This window comes from Tindallia texcoconensis (assembly GCF_055383815.1).
In genome coordinates this window covers 2,265,552-2,291,103 of record NZ_AP042431.1, presented here as the reverse complement: position 1 = coordinate 2,291,103, position 25,552 = coordinate 2,265,552, and the positions used below count along the sequence as shown (strand labels likewise).

Sequence of the window (25,552 nt, the reverse complement as noted above, 5' to 3'; positions counted from 1 at the left end):
TCACATCCTTCTATCATTAGTCAATGTCTACCTTCTCAATACTTCCATCTTTCCGAATACGTACTAACTCATCCACTTCCCGTCGTTTCATGTATTCCTGAATTTTTTTCGGTTCTTTTAGCATACAAAACTCCACAATATTGCCGCCATCCCTTAACCGATCAACGGCTTCTTTCACGGTTCCATTATTGTATTGACTCTCTAGAATTAGAATATGCTTTCGCTTAATTACATGTATGTTTTCTTGAATTTTAAGAGCTTTTGTCAGTTTATTCACGACAATAGCAAATCCTGTAGCAGTGCAATCCATCCCAAACTTACCCAAAAGTTTATCATACCGACCACCACTTAAAATAATGGCCCCTAGGTCTTTTGTAAACCCCTTAAACGTTATCCCAGTATAATACTCAAGCTGACTTACCATCCCTAAATCGATGCCCAGACAACGTCCCAAACCATATTCTTCAACCATTTGTATGGTTTTCTGAAGTTCTTCTAAGGCTTCTTCCATTTCCTCTGTTAGTGAATAGTTTTTTACTTCTGTGAAAACTTCCTGCGGTGTTCCAAAAAGACGAGGAAGCCTAGCCAATAATCTACTCGTTTCTTCCTTTATGCCATACACTAAAGCCCTTTCTTGAATACCGGTAATATTCTTCTCTTCCAATAAATGCAGCATTTCTTTCTCTGCTTCTTCTTCCAAATTTAATAATTCAAACAAAGCCCTTAAGAATTTCATATGGCCCAATTCCACTGTTAAATTCTCCAATCCCATGGATTTAAGAGATTCAATGGCTGTGACCAAGATTTCTGCATCTCCTTTAACCGAGGAAACACCAAACAATTCTACCCCAGCCTGACGAAACTCTCTCTTTTGATCCGACTGTTCCCGGTCAATTCGATATACATTTTCTACATAGCATAGTTTTAATGGGTATACAAAGTCTTTCATTTTAGTCGCAGCAATTCTTGCCATAGGAATTGTGCAATCAGGTCGCATCACTAAAATTTTTCCATCCGCATCAATCATCTTAAACATTGCATCTCCATCAGCTAACATGGGTGGTTTGGTAAACAAGTCATAATACTCTAGGGTAGGACTACTAATTTCCATGTATCCCCACTGATTAAAAGTTTCCATTAATCGATCTTCTATTTTTCGCCTTAATAAACAGTCATCTATCAATAAGTCCTGCACCCCTTGCGGCAGAAACATTTTTCTTTTTTCCATCTTGAATAATCCTCCTCGTTTTGCTTCACCACGCTAAAGCGGTAAACTATTAAGAACCTGTTCCCATTCTAAGTATTTTAAAGAATCCTGTCAAGTTCTATTCTCTTATGAGCTTCTTCACTCACGACAAAAAAATAAAGGCGCTGTACGCCTTTGTTTTTAGTATTCTTGCTGAGTTTTGAAAACTACCCAGCGGCTTAGGATATAGTTAAGGATTACCACTACCACATTCATTAGTAGCTTGCTCGTAAAGGGATCTTGTTTTAGTAATTCTACTAGCAAAAGAAGTCCTGCAATATCCACAACGTAGGTGAAAATGCGAGCACTAAAAAAACTAGTAAGCTCTTTTACAACGGCAGACATTCCTTTTGTTTGACTGCCAAAAACCCAGGTTTTATTAGTATAATACGCCGTTATGACCGCAACCATAAAAGCAATAGTCGCACTGATGGTATAGTGCAAGCCCAACTCTAAAAAACCACGAAAAACAACGAGATTAACGAGTGTCGTAATGACGCCAAATAGAATATACAAGCTGTAATGTCGAATTTTTTCTTTCAATGCCACTCCGACACCTCCCTTAAACGATTAGTCGATTTCTATTTTTCCAAATGTTTCTTTTTCCCAATCTCTAGGTCCAGTACGTTTATTTTTAATAGAAATCTCTTCTTCTATAATATAAAGTGGTCGATTGCGAACTTCATCATACACGCGAAGCAAGTATTCTCCCAATATGCCTATGGCTAAAAGTTGTATTCCCAGCAAGATACCTAAAACACTTTGCCATCCCGTATAAAATAAGGCGGCTTCATTTCCTATGATGCAAGTAATGAGCCAAACTAAGAACATCCCTTTGCTAATCCCTGTCACAAAGAGTCCCCAGTTTCGAATCCACTCTACTGGTTTTCCTGAAAAAGCAAAAATCCCATCTGCTGCTAATTTCAACATTTTCCTTAGGGGATATTTACTTTCTCCAGCAAACCGTTCTTTTCGTTCATAGGGCAATGCCACTTGTTTAAAACCAATCCAACTAACCATACCTCGGATAAAACGACTGCGTTCTGGCATATTTTTAAACACGTCTACTACTTTTCGATCCATTAAACGAAAATCGCCGGTATCCATAGGGATCACCACTTCCGTCATGCGATTTAACACTCGATAAAACACTTTAGCCGTCATCAATTTAAACCAGGTTTCGCCTTCTCTCTTTTTTCTTTGCCCATAAACTACGTGGTATCCTTTTTCCCAATGACTTATCATTTCTGGAATTAACTCTGGTGGGTCTTGCAAGTCTGCATCAATGACAACAACAGCATCCCCCTTAGCACCGTGAATGCCTGCCGTCACAGCAATTTGATGGCCAAAATTACGGGCAAAATTTATGACTCGAAGACCTTCATCATTCTCAGCAATGGCTTTGATAATCACTAATGTATCATCAGTACTCCCATCATTAACAAAAATAAGTTCATATTCATACTCTGATTGATGAGCTGTCATGACTTCCTTTAATCGCTGATAGCAGCTTTTTGCCACTTCGCTTTCATTGTACATAGGAACCACCACAGAAATTAGTGTTTTTTTCATTTTAAGCTTCCCTCCCTACTTATTGTATCATTTTTACGTAACGGTGACAGGATTTCACTCCTTTGATTCCCGACAGCTAATAGCATAAAAAGAGGCATCAGGCTATGATGATAACGGGATTGCACTTCAATTAATGTATGCATGGCAATAAAGCCAAAAAAAAGCACCGCTATAAAATCACCTGCATTCACTTGATTGCGACGAGTTTCTTTCCATGCTCCAAAAGCAATAAGCCAGATCAGACTCATGTAAAAGACTTGGGAAGCCACCTGCAATTCCTGTCGATATTCTTCAGCCCATAAACTTACTGCCGTTACTCTATCTGTTTCCAACAATCCCCAGTACAGTCCATAATCTGATACAGACCACTGAATCGAAAATTTTTGCTCTGCCAGCAGCAGAAATTCAATATAATCTTCTTTAATTCTCTCTACTCCACGATTCCAACCTTCCTCATGAATACGTTGAAAATCATAATGATACTCTTTAATGATTTCCCAGTCTTCCGCACTCCACATGCCCTGAGACTCTTTATTTGTTCCCACATATAGGTTAAATCCTGCCCCGGTCTTCCCTAAAGGAACTTGAACCATAGGTTCATAGATACGATTCAATCCTTGCAAAGAGCCAATGAATGTAAGAAGTATCACAACAAATAGAATCCCACGATGAACATATGCTTTTTTCTTTCCTCCTGAAACACATTCTTCTTTGTTTGTTTCTAAAGGTAGTATTAGCAAGTAAAGAAAAAAAGCTGGGAAAAGCAAGGAAGCCACGGGTCTTACAACATGAGCGAAAGTCAATGCCATGGCTGTTGCCACGGCCAATAGGATGGATTTGTTTTGTTTTTTTTCTCTAATGCAATAAAAAAACAATAGCAAAACAAATAGAAACTGCATGGTAAAAAGATGCTCCGCTCCTAAGACTGCACTATAAAAAATTTGTCCTGGCCAAAAAGCAAATAGTAGGGCTGCTGCTCTCCCGGTTTTTGGAGAAAACATTATTTTTCCCAATTGATAAAGAAGCAAAATCGAAATTAACGTACAAAATAAATTAAACCATCGAGCTACTTCCACTTCCGTTCCAAAAATCCGAAGAACATAAGAAAGCATCAGTGGATAACCCGTTAAGTGAGGAAATACCCCTCGAATATCTGAAATGGCACCTGGGTTTCCATTCACGATGGAAACTGCATAGTTAAAGTATCTAGCAAAATCCCACATGGGGGTTGTTTCTACTAATCTAATCCATATATAACGTGGAACCAACGCAATCCCTGTCACAAGAACTGGAAATACAAAGGGTTTATGTAAAAACCTACATTTTTCAATACTCTTAAAAACACCGATCCAGACCACAGCCAACCCCAAGGAAAATCCAATTAAAAGCGTTGTAGGATATTTGAGAAGTTCTGGCCCTCGCTGAAATCCACCGTAAATCAGAATCAGTACGGCAAAAAGACCGCAGACACCCTGAATTATCGGATGTAGCGGCCAGGTCTTAAGCCAATTCTTTAAATCACTCATTCGTATATGCAACAGATTCATCTTCATTACTCCTTGCCATTCAGTATTCCTCACTCATTCTCCTTTACGATCTGCTGTAGATAATCCATAAAGGGAGCTTTCAATTCATTACGTTTTAGAGCAAATTCGACGGTTGCCTGAAGAAAGCCCATTTTGTCTCCTACATCGTATCGCTTCCCATGAAAGGTATATGCATACATTGCTTCTTGCTTTGCCAAGGTTTTTAATGCATCTGTTAATTGAATTTCTCCTCCCTTTCCAGGAGGTGTATGCTCCAAAACATCGAAAATACTGGGGCTGATAATATAGCGACCCAAAATCGCAATATTGGTTGGTGCCTCATGAACCTCAGGCTTTTCTATCAAATCCTTTACTTTATACACATTATCTTCTATGCTTTTGCCGTCCACAATTCCATATTTATCCACTTCTGAATGAGGCACTTCTTGAACGCCTAGAATGGTTGTTTTATATTCATCAAATACTTTGGTCATCTGCTTTAAACAAGGGGGATCTGCATCCACAATGTCGTCTCCCAGCATCACCGCAAAAGGTTCCTTCCCAATAAAGCTTTTAGCGCAATAAATAGCATGACCTAGTCCTTTTGGCTCTTTCTGCCTAATATAATGGATATTCACCATATCCGAAATATTTCGAACGATTTTCAGTAAATCCTCTTTTCCCTTTTTTTCCAATTCTAATTCCAGTTCAATAGACTTATCAAAATGATCTTCAATGGACTGTTTATTTCGACCAGTAATAATCAAAATCTCTTCAATTCCAGAATCCACTGCTTCTTCAATAATATATTGGAGTGTTGGTTTATCAACAATTGGTAGCATTTCTTTGGGCTGAGCCTTTGTCGCTGGCAAAAATCGAGTGCCTAAGCCTGCTGCTGGTATAATCGCCTTGTTCACTTTCATGCTGCTTTCTCCCCTTTATCTTGTTGTTAGTAGCACCCTTGCTGTCTATGGTATGTGCATATAGTTCCTTAACCGATATCTCGTTGGATTTCCCTCTTATTCCAATGGATATTGTATCATTTTTAAACCTTTAATACCACCTGTTTAGTGGAAACTAACCAAAAGAGGCCTTCCTTTTCCCTCCTACTTTGTAATGACACCCCTTAAGACTTGACATCTTTTATGAATCTATGTAAAATGAACAAAACCAATTATCCCTACCAAATTACTAGGATATAGGAGGATGTTTAAAATGATCGTAGAAAACGTTAATCAACTAATTGGAAAAACACCGTTGGTCAAGCTTTCTAAGCAAGGGTCTAAAGAAACAGCCAGTGTATATGTAAAACTGGAGTTTCAGAACCCAGGTGGCTCTGTAAAAGATCGTATTGCATTAAATATGATCGAGTCTTTAGAGCAAAAAGGAATCATTGACCCGACCACCATGCTCATAGAGCCTACCAGTGGCAATACTGGGATTGGTCTGGCTATGGTTGCCGCCGCCAAGGGCTATTCCTTAACCCTAGTTATGCCTGACACTATGACCATAGAAAGAAGAAAAATTTTAAAAGCATACGGAGCTCAGTTAATTCTTACGGAAGGAGCAAAAGGGATGAAAGGCGCTATAGAAAAGGCCGAAGAACTCCTTCATCAACATTCAAATGCCATAATCCCAGGCCAGTTTACAAACCCAGCTAACCCTGAAGTTCACTACAAAACTACCGGTCCAGAAATATGGGAAGATTTAGATGGCAAAGTCGATGCCTTCGTTGCCGGTGTCGGAACAGGCGGAACCATAACTGGTGCAGGTCGTTTTCTAAAAGAAAAAAAATCTTCCCTTCAGCTCGTAGCCGTAGAGCCTTCTGATTCACCTGTGCTGTCTGGTGGTCAACCAGGTCCCCATAAAATTCAGGGAATTGGTGCTGGATTTATTCCTGAGGTTTTAGATATCCATCTCATTGATACAATTATGCAAATAACGGCTGAGGAGTCCATGGAAACTGCTCGACGAGTGGCTCGACAAGAAGGGCTACTGCTTGGCATTTCTTCTGGTGCTGCCATTGCGGCTGCACTTAAACTGGCTTCTCAAATGGATCCAAAGGAAAATATTGTTGTGATGACCGCTAGTAATGGCGAACGTTACCTAAGCACCCCTCTCTATGACACTGATTAGTACTATGGGCAATCCAGCTTTATAGGAAGCTTCTTGCCAATCCATATTTCATTTCTTGACACTGCAGCGTCATAAGCAAGTATTTCCACTCCCTTTTCTTGTGCTTGACACACTGCATCCGCAAACACCGGATCCATTTTTCTATTCAAAGTAAAATGATCCGGCGTTTGCATTTTAACCAAAAAAAATATAATTCCGTGGTATCCTTCTTGGACAGCATCCATCATTTCTCTCACATGTCTAGCTCCTCTTTCTGTTGGTGCATCTGGAAAAGCCGCCACCCGATCCCTTTCCAAGGTAACGCCTTTCACCTCTATAAAGCATTTTTGTTGCCCTCTTTCCATATAAATATCAAATCGTGATTGTCCATATACCACTTCTCTTTTAAGAAAATCGACATCTTGATGAAGGGATATTTTGTTAGCCATCAAGGCCTCCGATACCACTTCGTTTGGCACTTGAGAATCTATATTAATGAGCGTATCCCCTTTGTACACACTAATCACAGAGTACTTTGTCTTTCTTCCCAAAATATGTCTTTTGTCCTCTAAATACAGCTTAGCTCCAGGTATGAGAAGTTCTCTACATCTGGAGGTATTTTTCACATGGGCTATTTCTTCTTTTCCTCTTATAAGCACATGCGCAATAAAACGATTCGGTCTTTTTAAAAAAATTCCTTCCACAACCTTCTCGTATTTCAATTTTGACTCACTCCCTTTCTTTAAAAAAATCTTATGCATAGCGATTTTCCAAAGTATTATCTTGACATAATCTTGTATTCGTTTATTTTACAAACAATATTTGCCTTATGGCCATAAATCTCGTCAATATGACTGGATTTTTCTGTTGTAATGTCGTAAAATATAGAAAGTTGTTAAAATATTATTTTCTTATTGCTTGGCATTTTGTGTTTATAAGATTTATCTACCCATCCCTAATTGTTCTAAGCTTACCTATTAGGTTCCTTTTCTTCTTAGTCTTTTTGTTTAACATTTTTATATTGTTATCTTTTTATACAGCTATCCTTAATCCAATCTTTGGGAGGTCATTGACTTATGAAAAAAACCAGCATTCGCAAACGAATTCTTATGGGCTTTTTTGCTATCACCTTAATCTTAATGGCACTGGGCGGTTTCAGCTTTATGCAACTAAGTGCTATGCAGGACGAATTAAGGGGTTTACTAGAAGACGAAATGAATTTTTACCGTATTAATAATGAGCTGGCATTAACCATTGCCGAAAGAAGTTCCCATATTAGTAACTTCGTCCTCACTGGGGATGAATTTTACTTGAATCAATTTGTTCGAGTTTCTAGCACCAGCGATTCACTGGAACGCCAACTTCTGGAACTTAGTAGCACGGATGATAATGAAGGCTTTGTAGATCGAAGCCAAGCATGGCGGCGTATTGCAACTGCAGAAGTAGTTCCAATGATTAATACTGGACGCTACGATGATGCCGTCCGTGTTATTTCTGACCGTATGGCACCAGAGGGCAACACCTTAATGATTTATGCCAGAAACATGGCCGACGAAGGTCAAGAAAATGTGTTAGCCATCGGCGCACAAGTCATGAATACACAAGAAGAAATAAGAATGCTCGTTCTTGTAGCCATCGGAGTAGCCATCCTAGTTTCTATTGTCCTAGCTTTCATGATCTCCAATAGCATAACAAAACCACTTAAATCTTTGGCAGAAACCGTTGATGAAGTAGCACAAGGCGACCTAACTCGTCAAGTTACGTTAAAAAACCGAGATGAAACAGGCCAAGTTGCCGAGTCAGTCAATCAAATGGTTGATAATTTAAAATCTCTCATAAAATCCAGCGGCTCAATTGCCCAACAAGTAGCAAGTACTAGTGAACTTCTTGCCGCCTCCTCACAGGAAGCCTCTGCTACATCTCAAGAAGTTTCTCGTACCATTGATGAAGTATCAAGAGCAACGGAAGAACAGGCAACTGCTGTAGAAAGCAGTAACCGTCACATGGGTACCATTTCCCGTGATTTGGGGCAAGTTGCACACAGCATCGAAGAAGTCCGCAGCGTCTCTCATAACACGCAACAATCTGCTATAAAAGGAAGCGATGCAGCCCGAATGGCCGTATCTAAGATGAGTGAAATCCAAACATCCTCTACAGAAACAGCCGTCGTCGTAAAAGACTTGGATCAAGCTTCCTCAGAAATAGTCAAGATTGTCGATAGCATCAGTTCCATCTCTAATCAAACAAATCTCCTTGCACTCAATGCAGCTATTGAAGCTGCACGTGCTGGTGAAGCAGGCCGTGGATTTGCTGTTGTTGCGGAAGAAATTCGAAAACTAGCTGAAGAAACCTCACACTCTTCAGGCCAAATCGCACAAATAATTGGTGGGATTCAATCTCAAATCAGCGAAGCTGTTCATTCCATGGAAAGCAGCAGCCTTCAAGTAAAAGAAGGAACTGAAATCGTCCATCATGCCAGTAGTCTTTTTGAAAAAATAGCTGATGAAGTTTCTGGTATTTCTGATCAAGTGGGAAAAGTCACCCAATTAGTTCAAGAAGTCACCCAAAATAGTCAAGAAGTCGTTGAGAGCTTTGGGAATATGTCCGCCATATCCGAGGAAACGGCTGCCTCCTCTGAAGAAGTATCCGCTAGTGCCCAGCAACAGAATTCTGCTGTTGAAGAAATATCCAATTCCGCAACAAACCTTGCCTCTTTGGCAAAAGAACTTCAAAGTGCTATTGCAGTATTTAAGATTTAAAACCAGCGAGTCCATTAAGGGCTCGCTGTTCTTTTGTTTCTCATTCTTTTTTAAAAAACATTTCATCCTCCTGATATCTTCTAACATTTGAATCCAGTTTCCTTCACCTTGATTGACATGTGTTATTTTAAGTTTCACCCTTGCTTCCGTCATTAATTATTCAATTCTAACACTTGCTGTGTTAGGATAAAAGAGAGGAGGCGATCCATTGTCTATTTTAAAAAACGACTGGAATCTGTTGCTACATGAAGAATTTCAAAAACCTTATTACTTGAACCTTAGACAAATTTTAGAAAAAGAGTACAAAGAGCATAATGTTTTTCCAGAATCTAACAATATTTTTAACGCCCTTGAGCTAACTCCCTTTCATACCCTGAAAGTAGTGATCCTAGGACAAGACCCTTACCATGGAAAGGGGCAAGCACATGGCCTGTGTTTTTCTGTTCAGGAAGGTACTAAGCCACCTCCTTCTCTTGTCAATATTTTCAAAGAACTTCATTCTGATTTGGAGTGCCCCATCCCTACCCATGGTTGCTTATCTGCTTGGGCAAAACAAGGGGTCTTACTGCTAAATACAGTTCTTACAGTCCGTAAAGAAGAACCTGCTTCTCATAGAGGCATAGGCTGGGAAATATTTACGGATCGTATTATCGAAATCATTAATCAATCAAATACTCCCACGGTATTTCTGCTTTGGGGCAAGCAGGCTGCTAACAAAGCACCTATGATTACTAATCCACATCATCTCATTCTTCAAGCCCCTCATCCAAGTCCACTCTCTGCGTACAGAGGTTTTTTAGGCTGTCGTCATTTTTCCCAGGCCAACGCCTACCTTATGAAGCGAGGAATCCAGGCTGTTAACTGGTGTCTTCCTTCATAGAAATAGATTCTTGCCCTTTATCCATTTCCTCTTTCTTGAAATCTTTGATATAATACAATGGATGTAACCTTATATGGACACTATGAACAGGAGGGATTTTATGAGCAAGGCCGTATCGATTGATTGGAGTCAGTTGGGGTTTAGTTATATGAAAACACCATATCGGTATGTTGCGACCTGGAAGGACGGTCAGTGGAATCAAGGATCTTTAACAGAAGATAATCAACTTAAAATTAGCGAAGCTTCATCGGCTCTACATTATGGACAGCAATGCTTTGAAGGCCTTAAGGCTTACCGAACTAAAGAAGGTGCTTTGCAACTCTTTCGACCTGATCAAAATGCCAAACGAATGCAAGAAAGCTGTAAACGTGTCTTAATGCCAGAAGTTTCTGAAGAACAGTTTATAGATGCTTGCAAGCAAGTTGTCAAAGCAAATGAAGCCTATGTGCCTCCCTACGGAACTGGTGCTACATTATATTTAAGACCCTTTGTGATAGGTGTTGGGGACAATATAGGTGTCAAGCCTGCTCCTGAGTATATTTTCTGTGTTTTCTGTTTGCCTGTGGGCCCTTATTTTAAAGGCGGAATGGCTCCAGTCAACTTCACTGTGTCCGAATTTGATCGTGCTGCTCCTTATGGCACTGGTGCAGCCAAGGTTGGCGGAAATTATGCCGCAAGTATGTATCCTCATTCATTGGCAGTCAAGAAAGGATTTGCGGATTGTATCTACCTAGATCCACAGACACATAGCAAAATTGAGGAAGTGGGAGCCGCTAATTTCTTCGGTATCACTAAAGACAATGTTTTTGTTACACCAGATTCTCCTTCTATTCTTCCCAGTATCACTAAGTATTCTTTGCTTTATCTTGCAGAACACTACCTGAAAATGAAGGTAGAACAAAGAGATGTCTATATTGACAAACTAGATGAATTTGCTGAAGCAGGAGCTTGTGGAACTGCTGCTGTTATTACCCCCATTGGCGGCATTGATTATAAGGATCAACTCCATGTATTTTATAGCGAAAGTGAAGTGGCTCCCGTTACAAAAAAACTATATGAAACCCTTTGTGGTATTCAATTTGGAGATATCGAAGCTCCAGAAGGCTGGATCTACACAGTTGAATAAACAAATAAAACAGCAGGCCATTCCTGGCCTGCTGTTTTATTTAAGCATTTTTTCGCCTTTCATGATATATCCATCCATCTCTTCCTTCGGCACCATAGATCCACCAGTTGCCCAAACAATATGAGTGGCCTGTTTCATAAATGGATCCATTCCACCTTTTCTAACGGCTTGTCTTACGACCGCATCTTTAGAAAATCGGAAAGGACCTGGCATCCCTGCCAGCGCAGAAGGCTCTAAACAAATTTTTTCTGTTTGGGATAACAATGCCAACATTTTAAACAACAGGTCGTCCTCAACGGTATATATTCCTTCTATCAACTCATCCATCATTCTACACACCAGACCAGAGGGACGGGATACCGCCAAGCCGTCTGCTTCGGTTTTGCTTTCGATACCAAAGTCAGTAGCCGAAATTTTTTCATGCATTCCTGTCATCATTCCCAGCATCACCGCTGGAGCTCTTGTTGGTTCCGCAAAATAGCAATGCACATGATCCCCAAATACCTGTTTCAATCCGAAAGCAATACCACCTGGTCCACCACCGACACCACAAGGAAGATAGACAAAAAGAGGATGGTTTTCATTTACAGTAATTTTCATGTTTTCCAACTGCTTTTTAAGACGTAACGATGCAACGGAATATCCTAGAAATAAATCCTTTGAATTTTCATCGTCAATAAAATGATTTCTTCGATTCTGTTGAGCTTGTCTTCTCCCTTCTTCTACGGCTTTTCCAAAATCCGAATCATATTCTCGCACTTTTACGCCATGGCTGCGAAGCTTTTCTTTTTTCCATGGCCTTGCATCCCTAGACATATGAACGGTTACTCTAAAGCCTAATTTAGCCCCCATTAAGCCAATGCTAAGGCCTAAGTTTCCTGTGGAGCCAACGGAAATAGCGTATTGAGAAAAAAAATTCTTCAAGGGCCTGGAATCCAATACTCTATAGTCCGAGTTATGGAACAGCAGCCCTTCCTTGATTGCCAAGGCTTCAGCATGTTTTAATACTTCATAAATACCGCCCCGCGCCTTTATAGATCCAGAGATGGGTAACTGATGATCCATCTTTAAGTACAAAGAGCCGGCCAGCGGATATTTAAGCATTTTTTCCATCGCTCTTTTCATGGTGGAAATTTCTTTTAGTGGTGACTCTATTATGCCTTTTGTTTCTTGAACATCTTCAAATGCTTGAGCAAGGTACGGTGCAAAACGCTCCAACCGATGAGAAGCTTCCATGATATCCTGTTCGGTCATTGGAAGTTTTGCTAAAGCCTTGTTTGCTGAAACATATCGTGGATTTACCCAATAGGTTGGCTCTAACTCAAGTATTTTTTTGATCTGAGGGTATTTCCCCGTCCATTCTTTGACCGAAAGACCTTGAATCAAACTTATCCCCTACCTTCCTTACCTAGGTTGCTAAAGCTGTCTCCGTCTCCTTGACCAAGGATTCCATTAAATCTCGAACACTAACAATCTCTGATACTCGATAGGCATTCTTCCCTGCAAATATAAGTCCTTCCTTAACACTTCCTGTGACCGAGTTCATTAATGCTTCTGTAATGCAGTATGGTGTCGTTGCTGGGTTGCAAGGTTTTAAGCAATTGGTACATCTTGTGACAGGGATGTTTCCTGCTTTCATTTTTTCCACAAACTCATTGATAATAGCACGCCCTGGCATTCCAACGGGACTCTTTACAAGGCCTATCGTCTCTTCCGTTGAACTCACGTAAGCTTGTTTAAAGGCTTCATCTGCATCGCATTCATGTGTTGTCACAAATCGAGTAGCCATTTGAACACCAGCAGCCCCTATCTTTAAATACTTGGCAATATCCTCTCCGTTAAAAATCCCCCCTGCTGCAATGACAGGGATTCTCTTTTGATATTTTTCCTCGTACTGCTTTAGTGCAGTAACTACTTCTTGAACCATTGTTTCTAGCTTGGGTTTTTCGTCTGCCTTCAGTTGCTCTTCCGTGAAACCCAAGTGTCCTCCAGCATCTGGTCCTTCAACAATCACTAAGTCTGGAAGCACCTGGTATTTACGATCCCACATTTTCGCAATTAATGCAGCAGCCTTACCCGAGGATACAATGGGAGCTATTTTTGTATCAGAACCTTTTACCAGTGCTGGTAATTCAGAAGGTAAGCCTGCACCAGATATAATCAAATTAATTTTCTCTTCCACGGCTGCCTGTACCATTTCTTTGTAGTTTTGTACAGCCACCATAATATTCACACCAAGGATCCCTTCTGGACTAAGCTCTTTTGCTTTCCTGATATGTTTTCGAAGTCCACGGACATTAGCCTCGTTGCTATTAGTGAAAAAATCCGATTCTTCAAAGCCAATCTGGACACCAGCCATGACGCCAATTCCCCCAGCGTTCGCCACTGCAGCTGCTAGTTTCGATAAGGATACACCTATCCCCATTCCTCCTTGGATAATCGGTATGGTCGCTGTTTTGTCTCCAACTTGCAAGGGAGGTATTTTCATTTCATCGACTCCTCACATTATATTTTCTACTTAATTGTATCAAATTCGACATTAATTGCAAATCTGTTTTAACAAAAGAAAGCACCGCCTTTTGACAGTGCTTTCTTTTTGTGCTTTCAACTTCCACAAAATTCTACGAGGAAGTCGCTTCGCTATTTTTAGTATCTCTTTTTTCTTTTGCTTTCAAATATACAAACGCAAGACCGATAATGGCTATTCCACCAAAGTTTGTGGTGTTCCCAGGCACAATCAACATAAGACCACCAACCCCTAGTATAATTCGCATAATCCCATTTATTTTGGTGTTCATAAAACCACTCACCCCTGAGGCAATGGCATACATCCCTATCAAAGCTGTAGCTAAGGACATAATCAATGCCATTGGAGTCCAGTCCACTAAAACAAGCATTGGATGTGTTGCGAAAATATAAGGCACCAAATAGGCGGCAAAAGCCAATTTTGAAGCCTGCACCCCTGTTTTAAATGGATTGGATCCTGCTATTCCAGATCCAGCAAATGCAGCTAGGGCTACTGGAGGTGTAATGTCTGCAATAATACCAAAATAGAATACAAACAAATGGGCAGCTATCACTGGGATTCCCAGTTCTACTAACACCGGTGCTGCAATGGTGGCCTGTACAATATAATTAGCTGTTGTTGGCATCCCCATCCCCAGAATAATAGAAGCAAACATCGTAAAGAGCATAGCCAGGTACACGTTTCCACCAGATAAAATTAAAATTCCCGTCGAAAACTTTACTCCAAGGCCTGTCAATGTAACAATCCCAACAATAATACCAGCAGTAGCACAAGCCATTACAACTGGTAATGCAGATCGAGCACCTTCATCCAAACCTTTTACTATTTCAATAGGCTTCATTCTAGTATCTTTTCGTATATAGGACACCAAAATTGCCGAAATAATTGCAAACAAGGCTGCTCTCATGGGTGTATATCCACCCACTAAAAGATACATAATAACAAATATAGGCAACGATAAAAACCATTTTTGCTTGAGCAATTTAATTGGATTTGGAAGCTCGGCTCGAGTAAGCCCTCTAAGACCAGTCTTTTTTGCTTCCAAGTGAACCATCATAAAGACACCAGTAAAGTATAAAGCAGCAGGAATCGCCGCTGATAAAGCAATCGTAATATACGGCAAGTTTGTAAACTCAGTCATAATAAACGCCGCAGCCCCCATAACTGGTGGCATTAACTGTCCTCCCGTTGAAGCAGCAGCTTCTGTTGCAGCAGCAAATTCTGGTCGATATCCAATGCTCTTCATCAACGGAATGGTCACGGATCCAGTCCCAACGGTATTAGCAACAGAACTTCCAGATATAGTTCCTTGAGTAGCAGATGCAATAACCGCTGCTTTTGCTGGTCCACCCGTTAGTCCTCCGGCTACCCCCATGGCAAGTGCAGTCAACCAATCTCCAATTCCTGTCTTTTTGAGAAATGTTGCAAATATCAGAAAAAGGAATATAAAAGTAGAGGAAACTCCGATAGGGATTCCCAGAATAGCTTCCGTCGACATCCACATATACGTGGCGATTCTCGGTATCGCATAACCACGATGGGACATGAATCCAGGAAACATATGCCCAATAAATGCGTATACTAAGAAAAAAGAGGCGACAGAGATAAGCACGGGTCCAGCGATACGTCTAGTAGCTTCTAAAACTAACAATACCGCAACTACAGAAACAATCATGTCTAATTGAGTGTATGCTCCAGCCCGGTGAATAATTTCCCGATAATTCACCAAGTGATACCCAGCTACAAATACGCCTCCAAAGGCAAAAATCCAATCGTAAAAAGGAACCTTATCTTTTCGCATTGTTCTTTTCAGAGGATACAGAACAAATACCAAGAAAAGTGCAAACCCAACATGTTGACCTCTTTGAATGGTCGTAGGAAACACTCCGAACAAAGCTGTATATAGCTGTACTAATGCCCAAAATATTGCTACCAAGCTAATGGCTTTTCCTAGTACGCCTTCCAACTTCCGACTGGTAAATTCACGGTCATATTTTGCCGCCACCTCGGCCATCTGTTCTTCATCAATTTTTTGTTTATCAAGAATAGATTCTCCTTCTTCAGGTAACTCTTTGTCCACTGCTTGTTTTTCGTCTTTTTTTGATTTGTCATTGCTCAATGTACTTCCCTCCCTATAAGATATTTCAATAAAGAAATGGTTGTTGCTTCAATTTCAACAAAGCCTCCTGGCCTAGCCAGCTCCCTAAGGGGAATTTCATGATGGGCATAATAAAAAGTGTGATCTGCAACTTCCTGACCGATTCTAACGGGTACTTTATCAAAAGAAACAGAGTAGTTAAAAACACGAAACATCCCATCTTCAATCTCCCATTTCGTTCCATCTACCGGAGCTGCCGGAAGATTTGGACCGTGTTCATTAAAATACATTTCTTTGATTCCTATTGTCAGGTCTTCCTGAATAAAATAAGTCTCGATAACAGGTTGCTTTGTTACAGAATGCTTCCAATGGATTGAAAAAGTATCCTCCATGCTAATCCTCAGCCTATATAGGATTTGATCATTGTTGGCAGGCTCCCGGATTTGAAGAATTGTCACTGGTATCAGCAACATAATAAGAATAACCAATAAAAGCATTCCTCCAAAACCATTGACCCATTTTTTTTATTGTTATAAAATTCCATTTTTTCTTCACATCTCTACTCGAAGATTAGGGGTAACGTTTTCATTACTGTTTTTTCTGAAAAGTTCCGGAAAACAAACCGGGCATGGTTCATGCCCGGTTTACATGACAATCCTTACTACTCTTCTGTGGAGTTTACATCATACCTTGTTCTTCATAATACTGAATAGCACCAGGATGGAATTCTGTGGTGATTCCATTCAGAGCGTTTTCGATAACGATTTGCTCTCCTGTAGCGTGAGATCTTGCAATTTGATCATTATGCTCATACATAATTTTCGCCAGATCATAAGCAATATCATCGTCTAAGTCATCTCTTACATACAAAACAGCTTGAAGTGCGATGGTATGAATCTCATCATAATCTTCTCCACGATAGTTGTAGGTTCCTGCTGGGATCACATGTGGTGCAATTAGCGGGAAGTCTTCCTGCAATTGGGCTAATTCATCCCCTGTGATTTCCAAGAAAGCAACTTCACGAGCTGTTAGTAGGTCAACAATAGCAGAAGCAGGTGCTCCCAATACGTTCCATGCAGCGTCCACATGTCCATCTTTCATTTTGTCAACCGCATCTCCAAAGGTATCATTCACTACGGTCATGTCGCCCTCTTCCAGTCCATGTGCAGCAAAGATATGTGGAGTTGTTGCTGCCGTACCACTTCCAGGAGGTCCACCTGCAACGGTTTTACCTGCCTGATCTTCAATAGTAAAGACCTCGCTATCCACTAGTCCTACACCCTGGATAATTTCAGGATATACAACACCTATAGCTCTGAATCCTTTAACTTCAACACCTTCAAAAGATCCTTCTCCATGCCATGCATCTTCAGCAATGTTATTCATGGCTAAAACGATGTCGGCATCTCGACTATCCAACAAGCGAAGATTTTCAACAGATGCTCCAGATGGCTGAATGGTCACATTAATGGCATCAATATGCTCATTCCATACTGCTGCCATAGCTCCTCCAAGTGGGTAGTACGTACCTGCTGTTCCACCTGTAGCATAAAGCAACTCTTGTACCTCTCCTGCTGGTGCTGCTGCTTCATCTCCATTTTCTTCTGCTGGCGCCTCTTCTCCGCCACCACAACCGACGAAGGCCAAGCTAATAACCAACAATCCCACTAACAACAATCCAAAACGTTTCTTGTTCATAAAATCCCCCTTTTCTTCTTCACTTCATAATTTATCATTAACACAGTACCCTTAGAGTACTGTGTTAATTTTGTGATATTTCTGTATTTACTTACTTTCACCGTATATTTTACTCTTTCGAGATCTAAAAGTCAATATTTTCTTCAACTAGCATAGTTTCTGCAAGTTCACATTCATTTCTTTCTTTTATCGAAGATCCATATACTGCTTTATCTAGCCGGAAGTCCTAGCATCACACGAGCTTCATCAGGTGTTGCCATCTCACGACCTACTGCTTTCGCAATATTAACTACCTGTTGCACCAATTTCACATTGGTGGCTTGTGTGCCATCTGGCATTACCAGAACATCTTCCAAACCTGTTCTTACATGAGCACCCATAGCAATAGCCATGGTAAGCATCTGCACTTGTGCATTCCCTACGCCCATAACACTACAGGTTGAATCTGGTGGCAAGCTCTCAATCATATGCATCAAGTTTTTGGGTGTCCCTTTAATAGAGCCTGGCACATTCATTACCAAATTAAAGTGAACAGGTGTTTTTAACACACCTTTTTTGATTAAAAACTTTGCATTGTCAATCATCGCCACATCAAATGCTTCAATTTCTGGTTTCACATTGTTTTCATTCATTTTAGATACCAAATGCTCTATTAATTCTGGTGGATTGGCGTTCACTGCAGTTGGAAAGTTTGAAGAACCCGTGGATAGACTTGCCATTTCTATATTCAAGTCCAACATCTGACTTCTCCACTCTGCTGTGTTACCTCCACCTCTTGCACCAGTTGATACTTGAGTAATAATATCCATTTTCTTTTCATGAATCTTGTCGATCAATTCCTTGAAAATAGCCCGATCACAAGTGGGTTTTTCTTCCTCATCACGAACATGCAAATGGCCAACAGAGACACCCATTTCCCGGCATCTTTCTAAATCTGCTACAATCTGATCTGGTGTTACCGGTGTGCTCTCATTAAGCTTTCGAGTGGGTACATTTCCCGTTGGTGCCAAGGTAATAATTAATTTTTCCAACAATAACGCCTCCTTTATTCTATCGAGTATTTACAGGACCTCTTTGCAAGTTTTGTCAATAGCTCTTTCTAGTCTGTCCATCATTTCTTTTGTTTCTTCTCGCGTAATATTGATAGGTGGAGCCAGAAGCGTATCATCACCTTTTCCATTGCCCGCAGCTCCTCCTCCAGGATATGGCACAACGCCTTCTGCCAGACAATTTACAGTAAATTTACCTTTTAAGTTAACCGTTGGATCAAAAGGTTCTTTCGTCTCTTTATTCTGAACAAATTCAATACCCCACATAAGACCTTTTCCGCGAACATCGCCAATAATAGGATATTTATACAATTGTTCTAGTCTTTCCCCAAAGTAATCGCCTTGTTCTGCCGCATTTTGCAAATATCCTTCACGCTCTATGATCTCTAGTACTTTTAGTGCAATGCCACACGATAATGGGTTACTGGCATAGGTATGCCCATGAATGAAGTTCCCGCTTCCTTCTACCATAATGGTGTTAAAGATCTTTCCTGTACATATGGCGGCTCCCATAGGTGTATAGCCTGAGCTCATTCCTTTGGCACACGTAATGATGTCCGGTACCACATCAAAGTGATCAGATGCGAATTTTTTGCCAGTTCGACCAAATCCTGCCATTACCTCATCCATTATAAACAAGATGTCGTAACGATCACAGATTTCTCTTACTTTATCAAAGTATATTTTTTCTGGATGAACACCCGGAATGGCTGAACCAACCACCGGCTCTGATATAAACGCACAAATATTCTCAGCACCCTGCTTGATGATTTCTTCCTCTAATGCTTCAGCTGCTTTGATACTGGTTTCTTCTAAAGTTTTGCACTCCCATGGATTTCTGTAATGATAGAATTGTGGAATCTTAGGGAAATCAACTAGCATTGGTTCGTAAATTTTTCTACGACCTGGTATGCCTGTCATCGAAAGAGCTCCCAACGTATTACCATGATACGAATTCCATTTACTTATCACTTTCCACTTTTTGCTTTCTTTTCCGTCTCTTTCAACAAAATACTGTCTCGCCATCTTTATTGCTGTCTCTGTGGCTTCAGACCCACCAGACACAAAGTAAACATGATTTAAGTCGCCCGGTGCCCATTGGCACACTTTTTCAGCACATTTTTCGATGGTGTCTACTGTCCATCTTGAAAGATGTGTAAACGCAACCCTCTCGATTTGCTCTTTTGCAAACTGTGCTATTTCAGTGTTCCCATGACCAATATTTGCAACTGCAGAACCAGAGCAGGCATCAATATATTCTTTTCCATCCTCTCCATAAAGGTAAATACCTTCTCCACTTTCGATTCTTGGGTAAATCCAGTTCTGATTTCGATAAAAAACATGATTTTTCGGAGCTTTGTTCTGACTCATCTCGAATCCCCCTTATATGTTTTAGTATGTTTTAGGTTTTTGTTCTATATAAAACAAAAACCAGTACAACAGATACCATTTTACCCTAAGCAGCAAGCTTGTCATAAGCATATTTGCTCTCTTAGCATCAATGGTTCGGTTATACTGGATTCCACCCGCTAGTCCTTTGGCAGGATATGCCAAAGCGGCGGATAAAGCAGCATACATATTAAGCAGCACCTATCAAGTAGTACATCTTTTTCCAATATCCTTACTTAGATTCACTTTTCCACTGAAGATACCTTTCGATCCCACCTCTCAAGGCAACACACAATGCTTTTTGTGCAAACCCGTGATAACGATCTTTAATGGATGCCGTAATCTGTTCCGCAGTTTCTTCATGAATATTGTGTCCAACTAGTACGGTTTTAATAAAATCTCTTGCCTCTTGAGTAAGCAATGTGCAGGAAACATCCACTATTTCTCCACTATTGCGATCAATGATAAGCCCTAAACCAACTACTCTATGAACGTTGGCAGCCGGTATTTCTCCCGGGAGCTTAGCGTAGGCAATAAAATAGACCGTATTGTTGGAGTAATTCACCATCGCCTTCACCACCTGCACATAATATTAAAACTATTCTCACCGTCATTATACACATTTGTCCATTTTTTTTCAAGTCCCATCTGCCATGCAATCGTTTACATCCTTTGAAATGCTCTATCATAAAGGAATTTTTAATATCCTTCTTTTTGCCTTTGGTGATTTACTTTATTCTTTTCCAAATATGCTTGTATCACTTCTTCACGGGTAAAGCCTAGCTTTTCTCCCAAAGCAACAAAAGCCTGAAAAAGTTGATGATATCCAGCATATTCCATCTCCTGTTGAAACTGAATGGCCGCCTGATACACCACTATAAACTGACGCGTCAAATCTTCACAGATGCCTTCTGGCTCCAGTTCATTAAAAACGTAGTCCATATCTAGGCCAAGACTTAATAAAAAATGAAGGCCATCTACGTATTCTTCTAGAACTTTTTCTTTTGGCGATGATTCTTTTAAACTCCAAAATTTAAAGCAACGTGTTTCATTCGCTAATTCTCCCAACTCCACAACAAAAGCCAATATCTTTCGTTCCCTTAAATCGTCCCTCTCCAGACCATGGTTTTGCTGAATAAATTGATCCAGTCTTTTCTGTTGTTTAAACAATTCCGTCCAATTCATTTTAACCTCCCCACTTTCTTTCAATGCTACTTGGTGCATCGGTGGATTCAACCCTAATTTCGAATACCCTTTATTCCTCTCCTAGATACATAGGATTGAATCCACCTTCCATCATACAATATTATCTCTCTCTTTGCACGCATAAACCGCCCTCTATAGGGGCGGTTATCTTTCCTATGCAAAATAGGCTGGCCCTTTTCTATCTGAACATCCTATCTATATATCACAAGCAGAAAGCATTCGTAAAAAATTTCCCTAACAGCCAATAGATGGAACGCATCTTAGCCCTTCTTGAAGCATATCTTCTGTATACTCAACATCGCATATACTGCCGGATAAATAAGCTTCATAGGCGGATAAATCAAAATGTCCATGTCCACTCAGCGCAAAAAGAATTGTTTTTTCTTCACCAGTTTTTTTACATTCTAACGCTTCATCTATTGCTGCCTGAATGGCATGTGCAGACTCTGGTGCTGGAAGAATTGCCTCAGCTCTAGCAAACTGAATCGCCGATTCAAATACCTTTGTCTGCGGCAAAGCTCTGCCTTCAATCAATCCATCGTTGTATAACTGACTCACCAAAGGAGACTCGCCATGGTATCGAAGACCTCCAGCATGAATTCCCTCTGGCACAAAATCATGCCCCAAGGTATACATCTTAGTGATGGGTGCCATTTTTGCAGTGTCCCCAAAATCGTAAGCAAATTTCCCTTTGGTCAGAGTGGGACAAGCCGCTGGCTCCACAGCTAAAAATCGAGTTTTTGCTCCTTCTTGAATGTTTTTTTTCAAAAAAGGAAATGAAATTCCAGCAAAATTACTGCCACCTCCACAGCATCCAATGACTATATCTGGATACTCACTGATTTTTTCCATCTGTTTAATAGCTTCCTCCCCGATGATTGTCTGATGCAAAATCACATGATTTAAAACGCTCCCAAGGGCATAACTGGTATCTTTGCGGGAAGCTGCGTCTTCTACTGCTTCGCCAATGGCTATGCCAAGACTTCCTCGAGAGTGAGGGTCTTTTTCAAGGATAGTACGGCCCGCATTCGTCTGTTTACTAGGACTCGGTATCACGTTGGCTCCATACGTCTGCATCAAAGACTTGCGGTATGGTTTCTGTTCATAGCTAATTCGCACCATATAAACCATACATTCCAACCCAAACATTTGGGATGCGATGCTTAAGGCTGACCCCCATTGTCCAGCCCCAGTCTCCGTCGCTAACCGGGTGATTCCAGCTTGTTTATTATAGTATACTTGAGGAATAGCTGTATTCATTTTATGACTGCCAGAAGGGGTTGTCCCTTCATATTTGTAGTATATTTTTGCTGGTGTTCCTAAAGCTTCCTCTAAACGGTAAGCCCGACAAAGTGGCGATGGGCGAAAAGATCTGTACATTTCTTGCACTTCTTCTGGTATGTCAATATAGCGTTCTTGAGTAACTTCTTGCTTGATTAATTCCATGGGAAAAATAGATGCTAAGTCTTCTGGCACTATAGGTTTTTGAGTTTCTGGATGCAATGGTGGCTTGCATTTTACAGGCATATCTGCTTGTATATTATACCATTGTTTTGGCAACTCCTGTTCATCAAGATAGACACGATACGGAACTCTTTTCATTATTATCTCTCCTTCCAAAATATTGTTTTTCTAAACAAAAAACCCCCTATGCCAAAGCATAGAGGGCGACTTCTCGCGGTACCACCTCAATTAAATTGTTGCAGGCAACAATTTATCTTTTTCAAATACGGATCCTAAGATCGATATTCTATCTCTGTAACGGGAGAATCCCGAGGTCACTTACTAAAGAATTTCAGTTCCCCACTCACAGGCCCATTCAGCATCCATCGAAATGTCGGATTCCCACCTTCACCGACTCTCTGTTATTTCGAAAAAGATCCTTACTCTTCCTGATCTTCATTTTATCTTATTAAATTAATTGATCTGATTATACACATAAGAAGGATTGTTGTCAAATATTTTGTCGCCATCATTTCTTGTTCTTGAATTTTTCGAAATACGCCATGCTTCCCCGAATATGCATCTCTACTCCTAATGGCAACACCTCTTCATCCAACTTAAACTCTGGATGATGATGAGGCAAATCTGTTTTTTTCTCCGAATCTCCTACGCCTAAAAAAAAGAAGGCACTTGGTACTATGTTTGCAAAAGAGGCAAAGTCTTCCCCTAGCATTACCGTCAGTCCAGTCTCTTGAATATTCTTCATTCCAACGGCTTCCACAGCACTCTCTTTCACCAGATCCGTCATCGTTGAATCATTATCTAATAACTCATTGCCACACTTAAAGGTTAACTCGTATTTAGCTCCATACATATCACACACTTGAGAAACAATTTCTTCGAAACGCTTCCGAATTTTTGCATCTTCATCGTGTAAACAACGCACTGATCCAGCCAGTTCTGCTTGATGAGATATAATAATGGGATTAGTCCCTGCATGGAACTGGCCAAAATTAATTAAGGTAGGTTTCAACACATCCTGCTCTCTCGTCTCAATAGATTGGAGGGCATTCATTATTTCTTTTCCACAGAATATTGGATCTATGGCCAAATGTGGTGCCCCTCCATGCCCTCCCTTGCCTTTTATCGTTAACCAAAAATAGTAACTGGATGCCATCAATGGTCCCGCTGCTACTCCTATTTTTCCACTTTGAATCGGCGTCCATAAATGGAGTCCCAAAGCTGCATCTACTTTTGGAGTTTCCATCACACCCTCTTCGATAATAATGGCCGCACCAGCGTCTTCTTCATTAGGCTGAAAAACAAATTTTATTGTTCCATCTAATTCTTCCCGATGTTTTGCCATTATTTTAGCCGCTACCATCAGCATCGCCGTGTGGCCATCATGACCACACGCATGCATCTTCCCTTCATAAACCGACTTAAAAGGAACATCCGTCTTTTCCTCGATAGGCAGTGCATCCAAATCTGCCCGGAGCATCAGTACGGGTTCAGGCGAATTGCCTTTCAAAACGCCTACTACACCAGTTTCAGCCACCATCTCTACTTCTATTCCACAATCTTGTAAATAAGATGCTACTATGCTGGAAGTGCGGAATTCTTGAAACCCCAACTCCGGATGTTGATGAAAATCTCTTCGCAGCTGAATAAGTTCTTCTTTGAAACTCTCTACTTCCTTTTTTAATATGTTTTTTAGTCCCATCCTTTCCCCTCTTTCTTTTCGGTCCTTTATCCGAGCAACATCCTTCGAAAAATCAACCTAGGAATATCTTATTAATCAAATGAATCCCACCAGTAACCTGAATCATTTTCTCTTTTCTCACGATAACAGTGGTTCTTTCCTACATGCTCTGTAGTTCAGAAAAATAGAAATGCCTAATCTCTTAAGACATACTTTCTGTTTATCATACGATTAACTGCTTTATGATGTCAAGCAAAATTCGAACTTCATCAACTCATCTAAATATTGCAATAAATCTAGGGTGATGACAAAACCATATAAAAAAACACCCCATTCAAATGAGGTGTTCATCTTTAAATAAGTATTTCTATTTCACTGGCTTCCATCAGCTCATCAACCATCTTCATGTGATATTCCTGTTGTTTTTCCATGATGATTTGATGACGCAAATCGTCTTTCATTTCTTCAAAAGACGGTAGTTGCATCAACTCCATCTCCTCTTCGGAAATCTCCATCTCTTGCTGTTGAATCATTGCCATTTGCTGTTGATGCTGCATTTCATAAAAACTATAGTATTCCCTTAGCTCATCTTCTTCCACGACCACATCTGGACTTTCGTCTTCTAGCAACGCTTCCACTGTGAGTTCAGTTCTCAAGGTTTGTTTCAATTCCATTTCTGTATACAAATTTTCTTCCATGGTCTGTTCAAACTCTTCTTCTGAACCAAAATGATCCTTAATCGTTTTCAGGTCATTCTCTACCTCTTCATCCGTCACTTCTATATTGCGTTTTTGGGCTTCTTGCATAAACAATTGCTGATGGATCAGATACTGAATTACCTGATCTTTTATCTGAGCTTTCACCATTTCTCCTTCTTCGTTGTCTTCCAACACCATTCCTTGGTTTTCATTGGCTGCGATCATTCTGTCAACCTGTCTTTGAAACTCCATCTCATAGATTTCTTCTCCGTTAACCAACGCCACTACTTCGCCTTGATCCACTTCAGCCGCTACTTCGCCTTGATCCACTTCAGCCGCTTCTTCATAATCTTTTTCCTCTGCTGAGTCGCCACACGCTGTAAGCATCACTACCAAAAGTGCCACCATTATTAAAAACCCTTTTTTATTGAACTTCACTTGATAACCCCTTTCCATATCCTTTTTAAGCATGAAGGCTATTTTAACATAGAATAAGTAAACTTTCAAACGAAACTCTA

General features: G+C 40.4%; 23 protein-coding genes and 1 other annotated feature. Of the genes, 4 read left to right on the top strand and 19 right to left on the bottom strand.

What is annotated here, in order from left to right:
* Positions 1-16 precede the first annotated feature (16 nt).
* The 5 genes from hisZ to galU form a co-directional block, all read right to left on the bottom strand.
* On the bottom strand, positions 17-1,228 hold the full coding sequence (gene hisZ / locus ACZ47N_RS10280) for an ATP phosphoribosyltransferase regulatory subunit (protein WP_464886465.1): 1,212 nt from the start codon (positions 1,226-1,228) through the stop codon (positions 17-19).
* A 159-nt stretch (positions 1,229-1,387) separates the two neighbouring features.
* On the bottom strand, positions 1,388-1,795 hold the full coding sequence (locus ACZ47N_RS10275) for a GtrA family protein (RefSeq protein WP_464886464.1): 408 nt from the start codon (positions 1,793-1,795) through the stop codon (positions 1,388-1,390).
* Positions 1,796-1,816: 21 nt separating this feature from the next.
* On the bottom strand, positions 1,817-2,818 hold the full coding sequence (locus ACZ47N_RS10270; protein ID WP_464886463.1) for a glycosyltransferase family 2 protein: 1,002 nt from the start codon (positions 2,816-2,818) through the stop codon (positions 1,817-1,819).
* A complete protein-coding gene (locus ACZ47N_RS10265; RefSeq protein WP_464886462.1) occupies positions 2,815-4,365 on the bottom strand; it encodes an ArnT family glycosyltransferase in 1,551 nt (516 codons plus the stop codon). Before ACZ47N_RS10265 ends, ACZ47N_RS10270 begins: the two co-directional genes overlap by 4 nt.
* 29 nt (positions 4,366-4,394) lie before the next feature.
* Positions 4,395-5,267 carry a UTP--glucose-1-phosphate uridylyltransferase GalU gene (galU, locus tag ACZ47N_RS10260; protein WP_464886461.1) on the bottom strand — a complete coding sequence of 291 codons (873 nt, stop codon included), beginning with the start codon at positions 5,265-5,267 and terminating at the stop codon, positions 4,395-4,397.
* A gap of 292 nt (positions 5,268-5,559) precedes the next feature.
* Between galU and cysK the strand changes: the two genes are divergently transcribed.
* On the top strand, positions 5,560-6,480 hold the full coding sequence (cysK, locus tag ACZ47N_RS10255) for a cysteine synthase A (RefSeq protein WP_464886460.1): 921 nt from the start codon (positions 5,560-5,562) through the stop codon (positions 6,478-6,480).
* 2 nt (positions 6,481-6,482) lie between these two features.
* On the opposite strand, the gene sfsA is transcribed toward cysK, so the two are convergent.
* Positions 6,483-7,181 carry a DNA/RNA nuclease SfsA gene (sfsA, locus tag ACZ47N_RS10250; RefSeq protein ID WP_464886459.1) on the bottom strand — a complete coding sequence of 233 codons (699 nt, stop codon included), beginning with the start codon at positions 7,179-7,181 and terminating at the stop codon, positions 6,483-6,485.
* Positions 7,182-7,535: 354 nt separating this feature from the next.
* On the opposite strand from sfsA, the gene ACZ47N_RS10245 reads away from it, so the two are divergent.
* From ACZ47N_RS10245 to ACZ47N_RS10235, 3 genes are all read left to right on the top strand, one after another.
* A complete protein-coding gene (locus ACZ47N_RS10245) occupies positions 7,536-9,218 on the top strand; it encodes a methyl-accepting chemotaxis protein (protein WP_464886458.1) in 1,683 nt (560 codons plus the stop codon).
* Positions 9,219-9,426: 208 nt separating this feature from the next.
* Complete coding sequence (ung, locus tag ACZ47N_RS10240) at positions 9,427-10,098, top strand: uracil-DNA glycosylase (RefSeq protein WP_464886457.1); 672 nt, start codon at positions 9,427-9,429, stop codon at positions 10,096-10,098.
* 100 nt (positions 10,099-10,198) lie between these two features.
* Positions 10,199-11,224: a branched-chain amino acid aminotransferase gene (locus ACZ47N_RS10235; protein ID WP_464886456.1), complete on the top strand. Its 1,026-nt coding sequence runs from the start codon at positions 10,199-10,201 to the stop codon at positions 11,222-11,224.
* Between the two features lie 36 nt (positions 11,225-11,260).
* Here the strand turns inward: ACZ47N_RS10235 and ACZ47N_RS10230 are convergent, their stop codons facing one another.
* The 13 genes from ACZ47N_RS10230 to ACZ47N_RS10170 all read right to left on the bottom strand — a co-directional run bounded on the left by ACZ47N_RS10230 (position 11,261) and on the right by ACZ47N_RS10170 (position 25,472).
* On the bottom strand, positions 11,261-12,610 hold the full coding sequence (locus tag ACZ47N_RS10230) for a D-serine ammonia-lyase (RefSeq protein WP_464886455.1): 1,350 nt from the start codon (positions 12,608-12,610) through the stop codon (positions 11,261-11,263).
* 22 nt (positions 12,611-12,632) lie between these two features.
* Positions 12,633-13,712, bottom strand: a complete 1,080-nt coding sequence (locus ACZ47N_RS10225; RefSeq protein WP_464886454.1) for an NAD(P)H-dependent flavin oxidoreductase — start codon at positions 13,710-13,712, stop codon at positions 12,633-12,635.
* A 133-nt stretch (positions 13,713-13,845) separates the two neighbouring features.
* On the bottom strand, positions 13,846-15,870 hold the full coding sequence (locus tag ACZ47N_RS10220) for a TRAP transporter permease (protein WP_464886453.1): 2,025 nt from the start codon (positions 15,868-15,870) through the stop codon (positions 13,846-13,848).
* Positions 15,867-16,346, bottom strand: a complete 480-nt coding sequence (locus tag ACZ47N_RS10215) for a DUF1850 domain-containing protein (protein ID WP_464886452.1) — start codon at positions 16,344-16,346, stop codon at positions 15,867-15,869. The genes ACZ47N_RS10220 and ACZ47N_RS10215 overlap by 4 nt, the downstream gene beginning before the upstream one ends.
* 181 nt (positions 16,347-16,527) lie before the next feature.
* A complete protein-coding gene (locus ACZ47N_RS10210) occupies positions 16,528-17,547 on the bottom strand; it encodes a TAXI family TRAP transporter solute-binding subunit (RefSeq protein WP_464886451.1) in 1,020 nt (339 codons plus the stop codon).
* A 209-nt stretch (positions 17,548-17,756) separates the two neighbouring features.
* On the bottom strand, positions 17,757-18,578 hold the full coding sequence (locus tag ACZ47N_RS10205) for a beta-keto acid cleavage family enzyme (protein ID WP_464886450.1): 822 nt from the start codon (positions 18,576-18,578) through the stop codon (positions 17,757-17,759).
* Between the two features lie 30 nt (positions 18,579-18,608).
* A complete protein-coding gene (locus ACZ47N_RS10200; RefSeq protein WP_464886449.1) occupies positions 18,609-19,967 on the bottom strand; it encodes an aminotransferase family protein in 1,359 nt (452 codons plus the stop codon).
* 21 nt (positions 19,968-19,988) lie between these two features.
* Positions 19,989-20,174, bottom strand: a complete 186-nt coding sequence (locus ACZ47N_RS10195) for a hypothetical protein (protein ID WP_464886448.1) — start codon at positions 20,172-20,174, stop codon at positions 19,989-19,991.
* Positions 20,175-20,217: 43 nt separating this feature from the next.
* The gene (locus ACZ47N_RS10190) at positions 20,218-20,553 is read right to left on the bottom strand and encodes a DUF3870 domain-containing protein (RefSeq protein ID WP_464886447.1); all 336 of its coding nucleotides are present in this window, start codon (positions 20,551-20,553) and stop codon (positions 20,218-20,220) included.
* A 131-nt stretch (positions 20,554-20,684) separates the two neighbouring features.
* Positions 20,685-21,170: a dUTP diphosphatase gene (locus ACZ47N_RS10185; protein ID WP_464886446.1), complete on the bottom strand. Its 486-nt coding sequence runs from the start codon at positions 21,168-21,170 to the stop codon at positions 20,685-20,687.
* Between the two features lie 255 nt (positions 21,171-21,425).
* On the bottom strand, positions 21,426-22,793 hold the full coding sequence (locus ACZ47N_RS10180) for a TrpB-like pyridoxal phosphate-dependent enzyme (protein WP_464886445.1): 1,368 nt from the start codon (positions 22,791-22,793) through the stop codon (positions 21,426-21,428).
* A 58-nt stretch (positions 22,794-22,851) separates the two neighbouring features.
* Positions 22,852-23,100: a binding site (T-box leader), on the bottom strand.
* A 63-nt stretch (positions 23,101-23,163) separates the two neighbouring features.
* The gene (locus ACZ47N_RS10175) at positions 23,164-24,357 is read right to left on the bottom strand and encodes a M20 metallopeptidase family protein (RefSeq protein ID WP_464886444.1); all 1,194 of its coding nucleotides are present in this window, start codon (positions 24,355-24,357) and stop codon (positions 23,164-23,166) included.
* A 332-nt stretch (positions 24,358-24,689) separates the two neighbouring features.
* Positions 24,690-25,472 (bottom strand): SurA N-terminal domain-containing protein, encoded by a 783-nt coding sequence (locus ACZ47N_RS10170; protein ID WP_464886443.1) that lies wholly within the window; start codon positions 25,470-25,472, stop codon positions 24,690-24,692.
* Between the last annotated feature and the right edge of the window lie 80 nt (positions 25,473-25,552).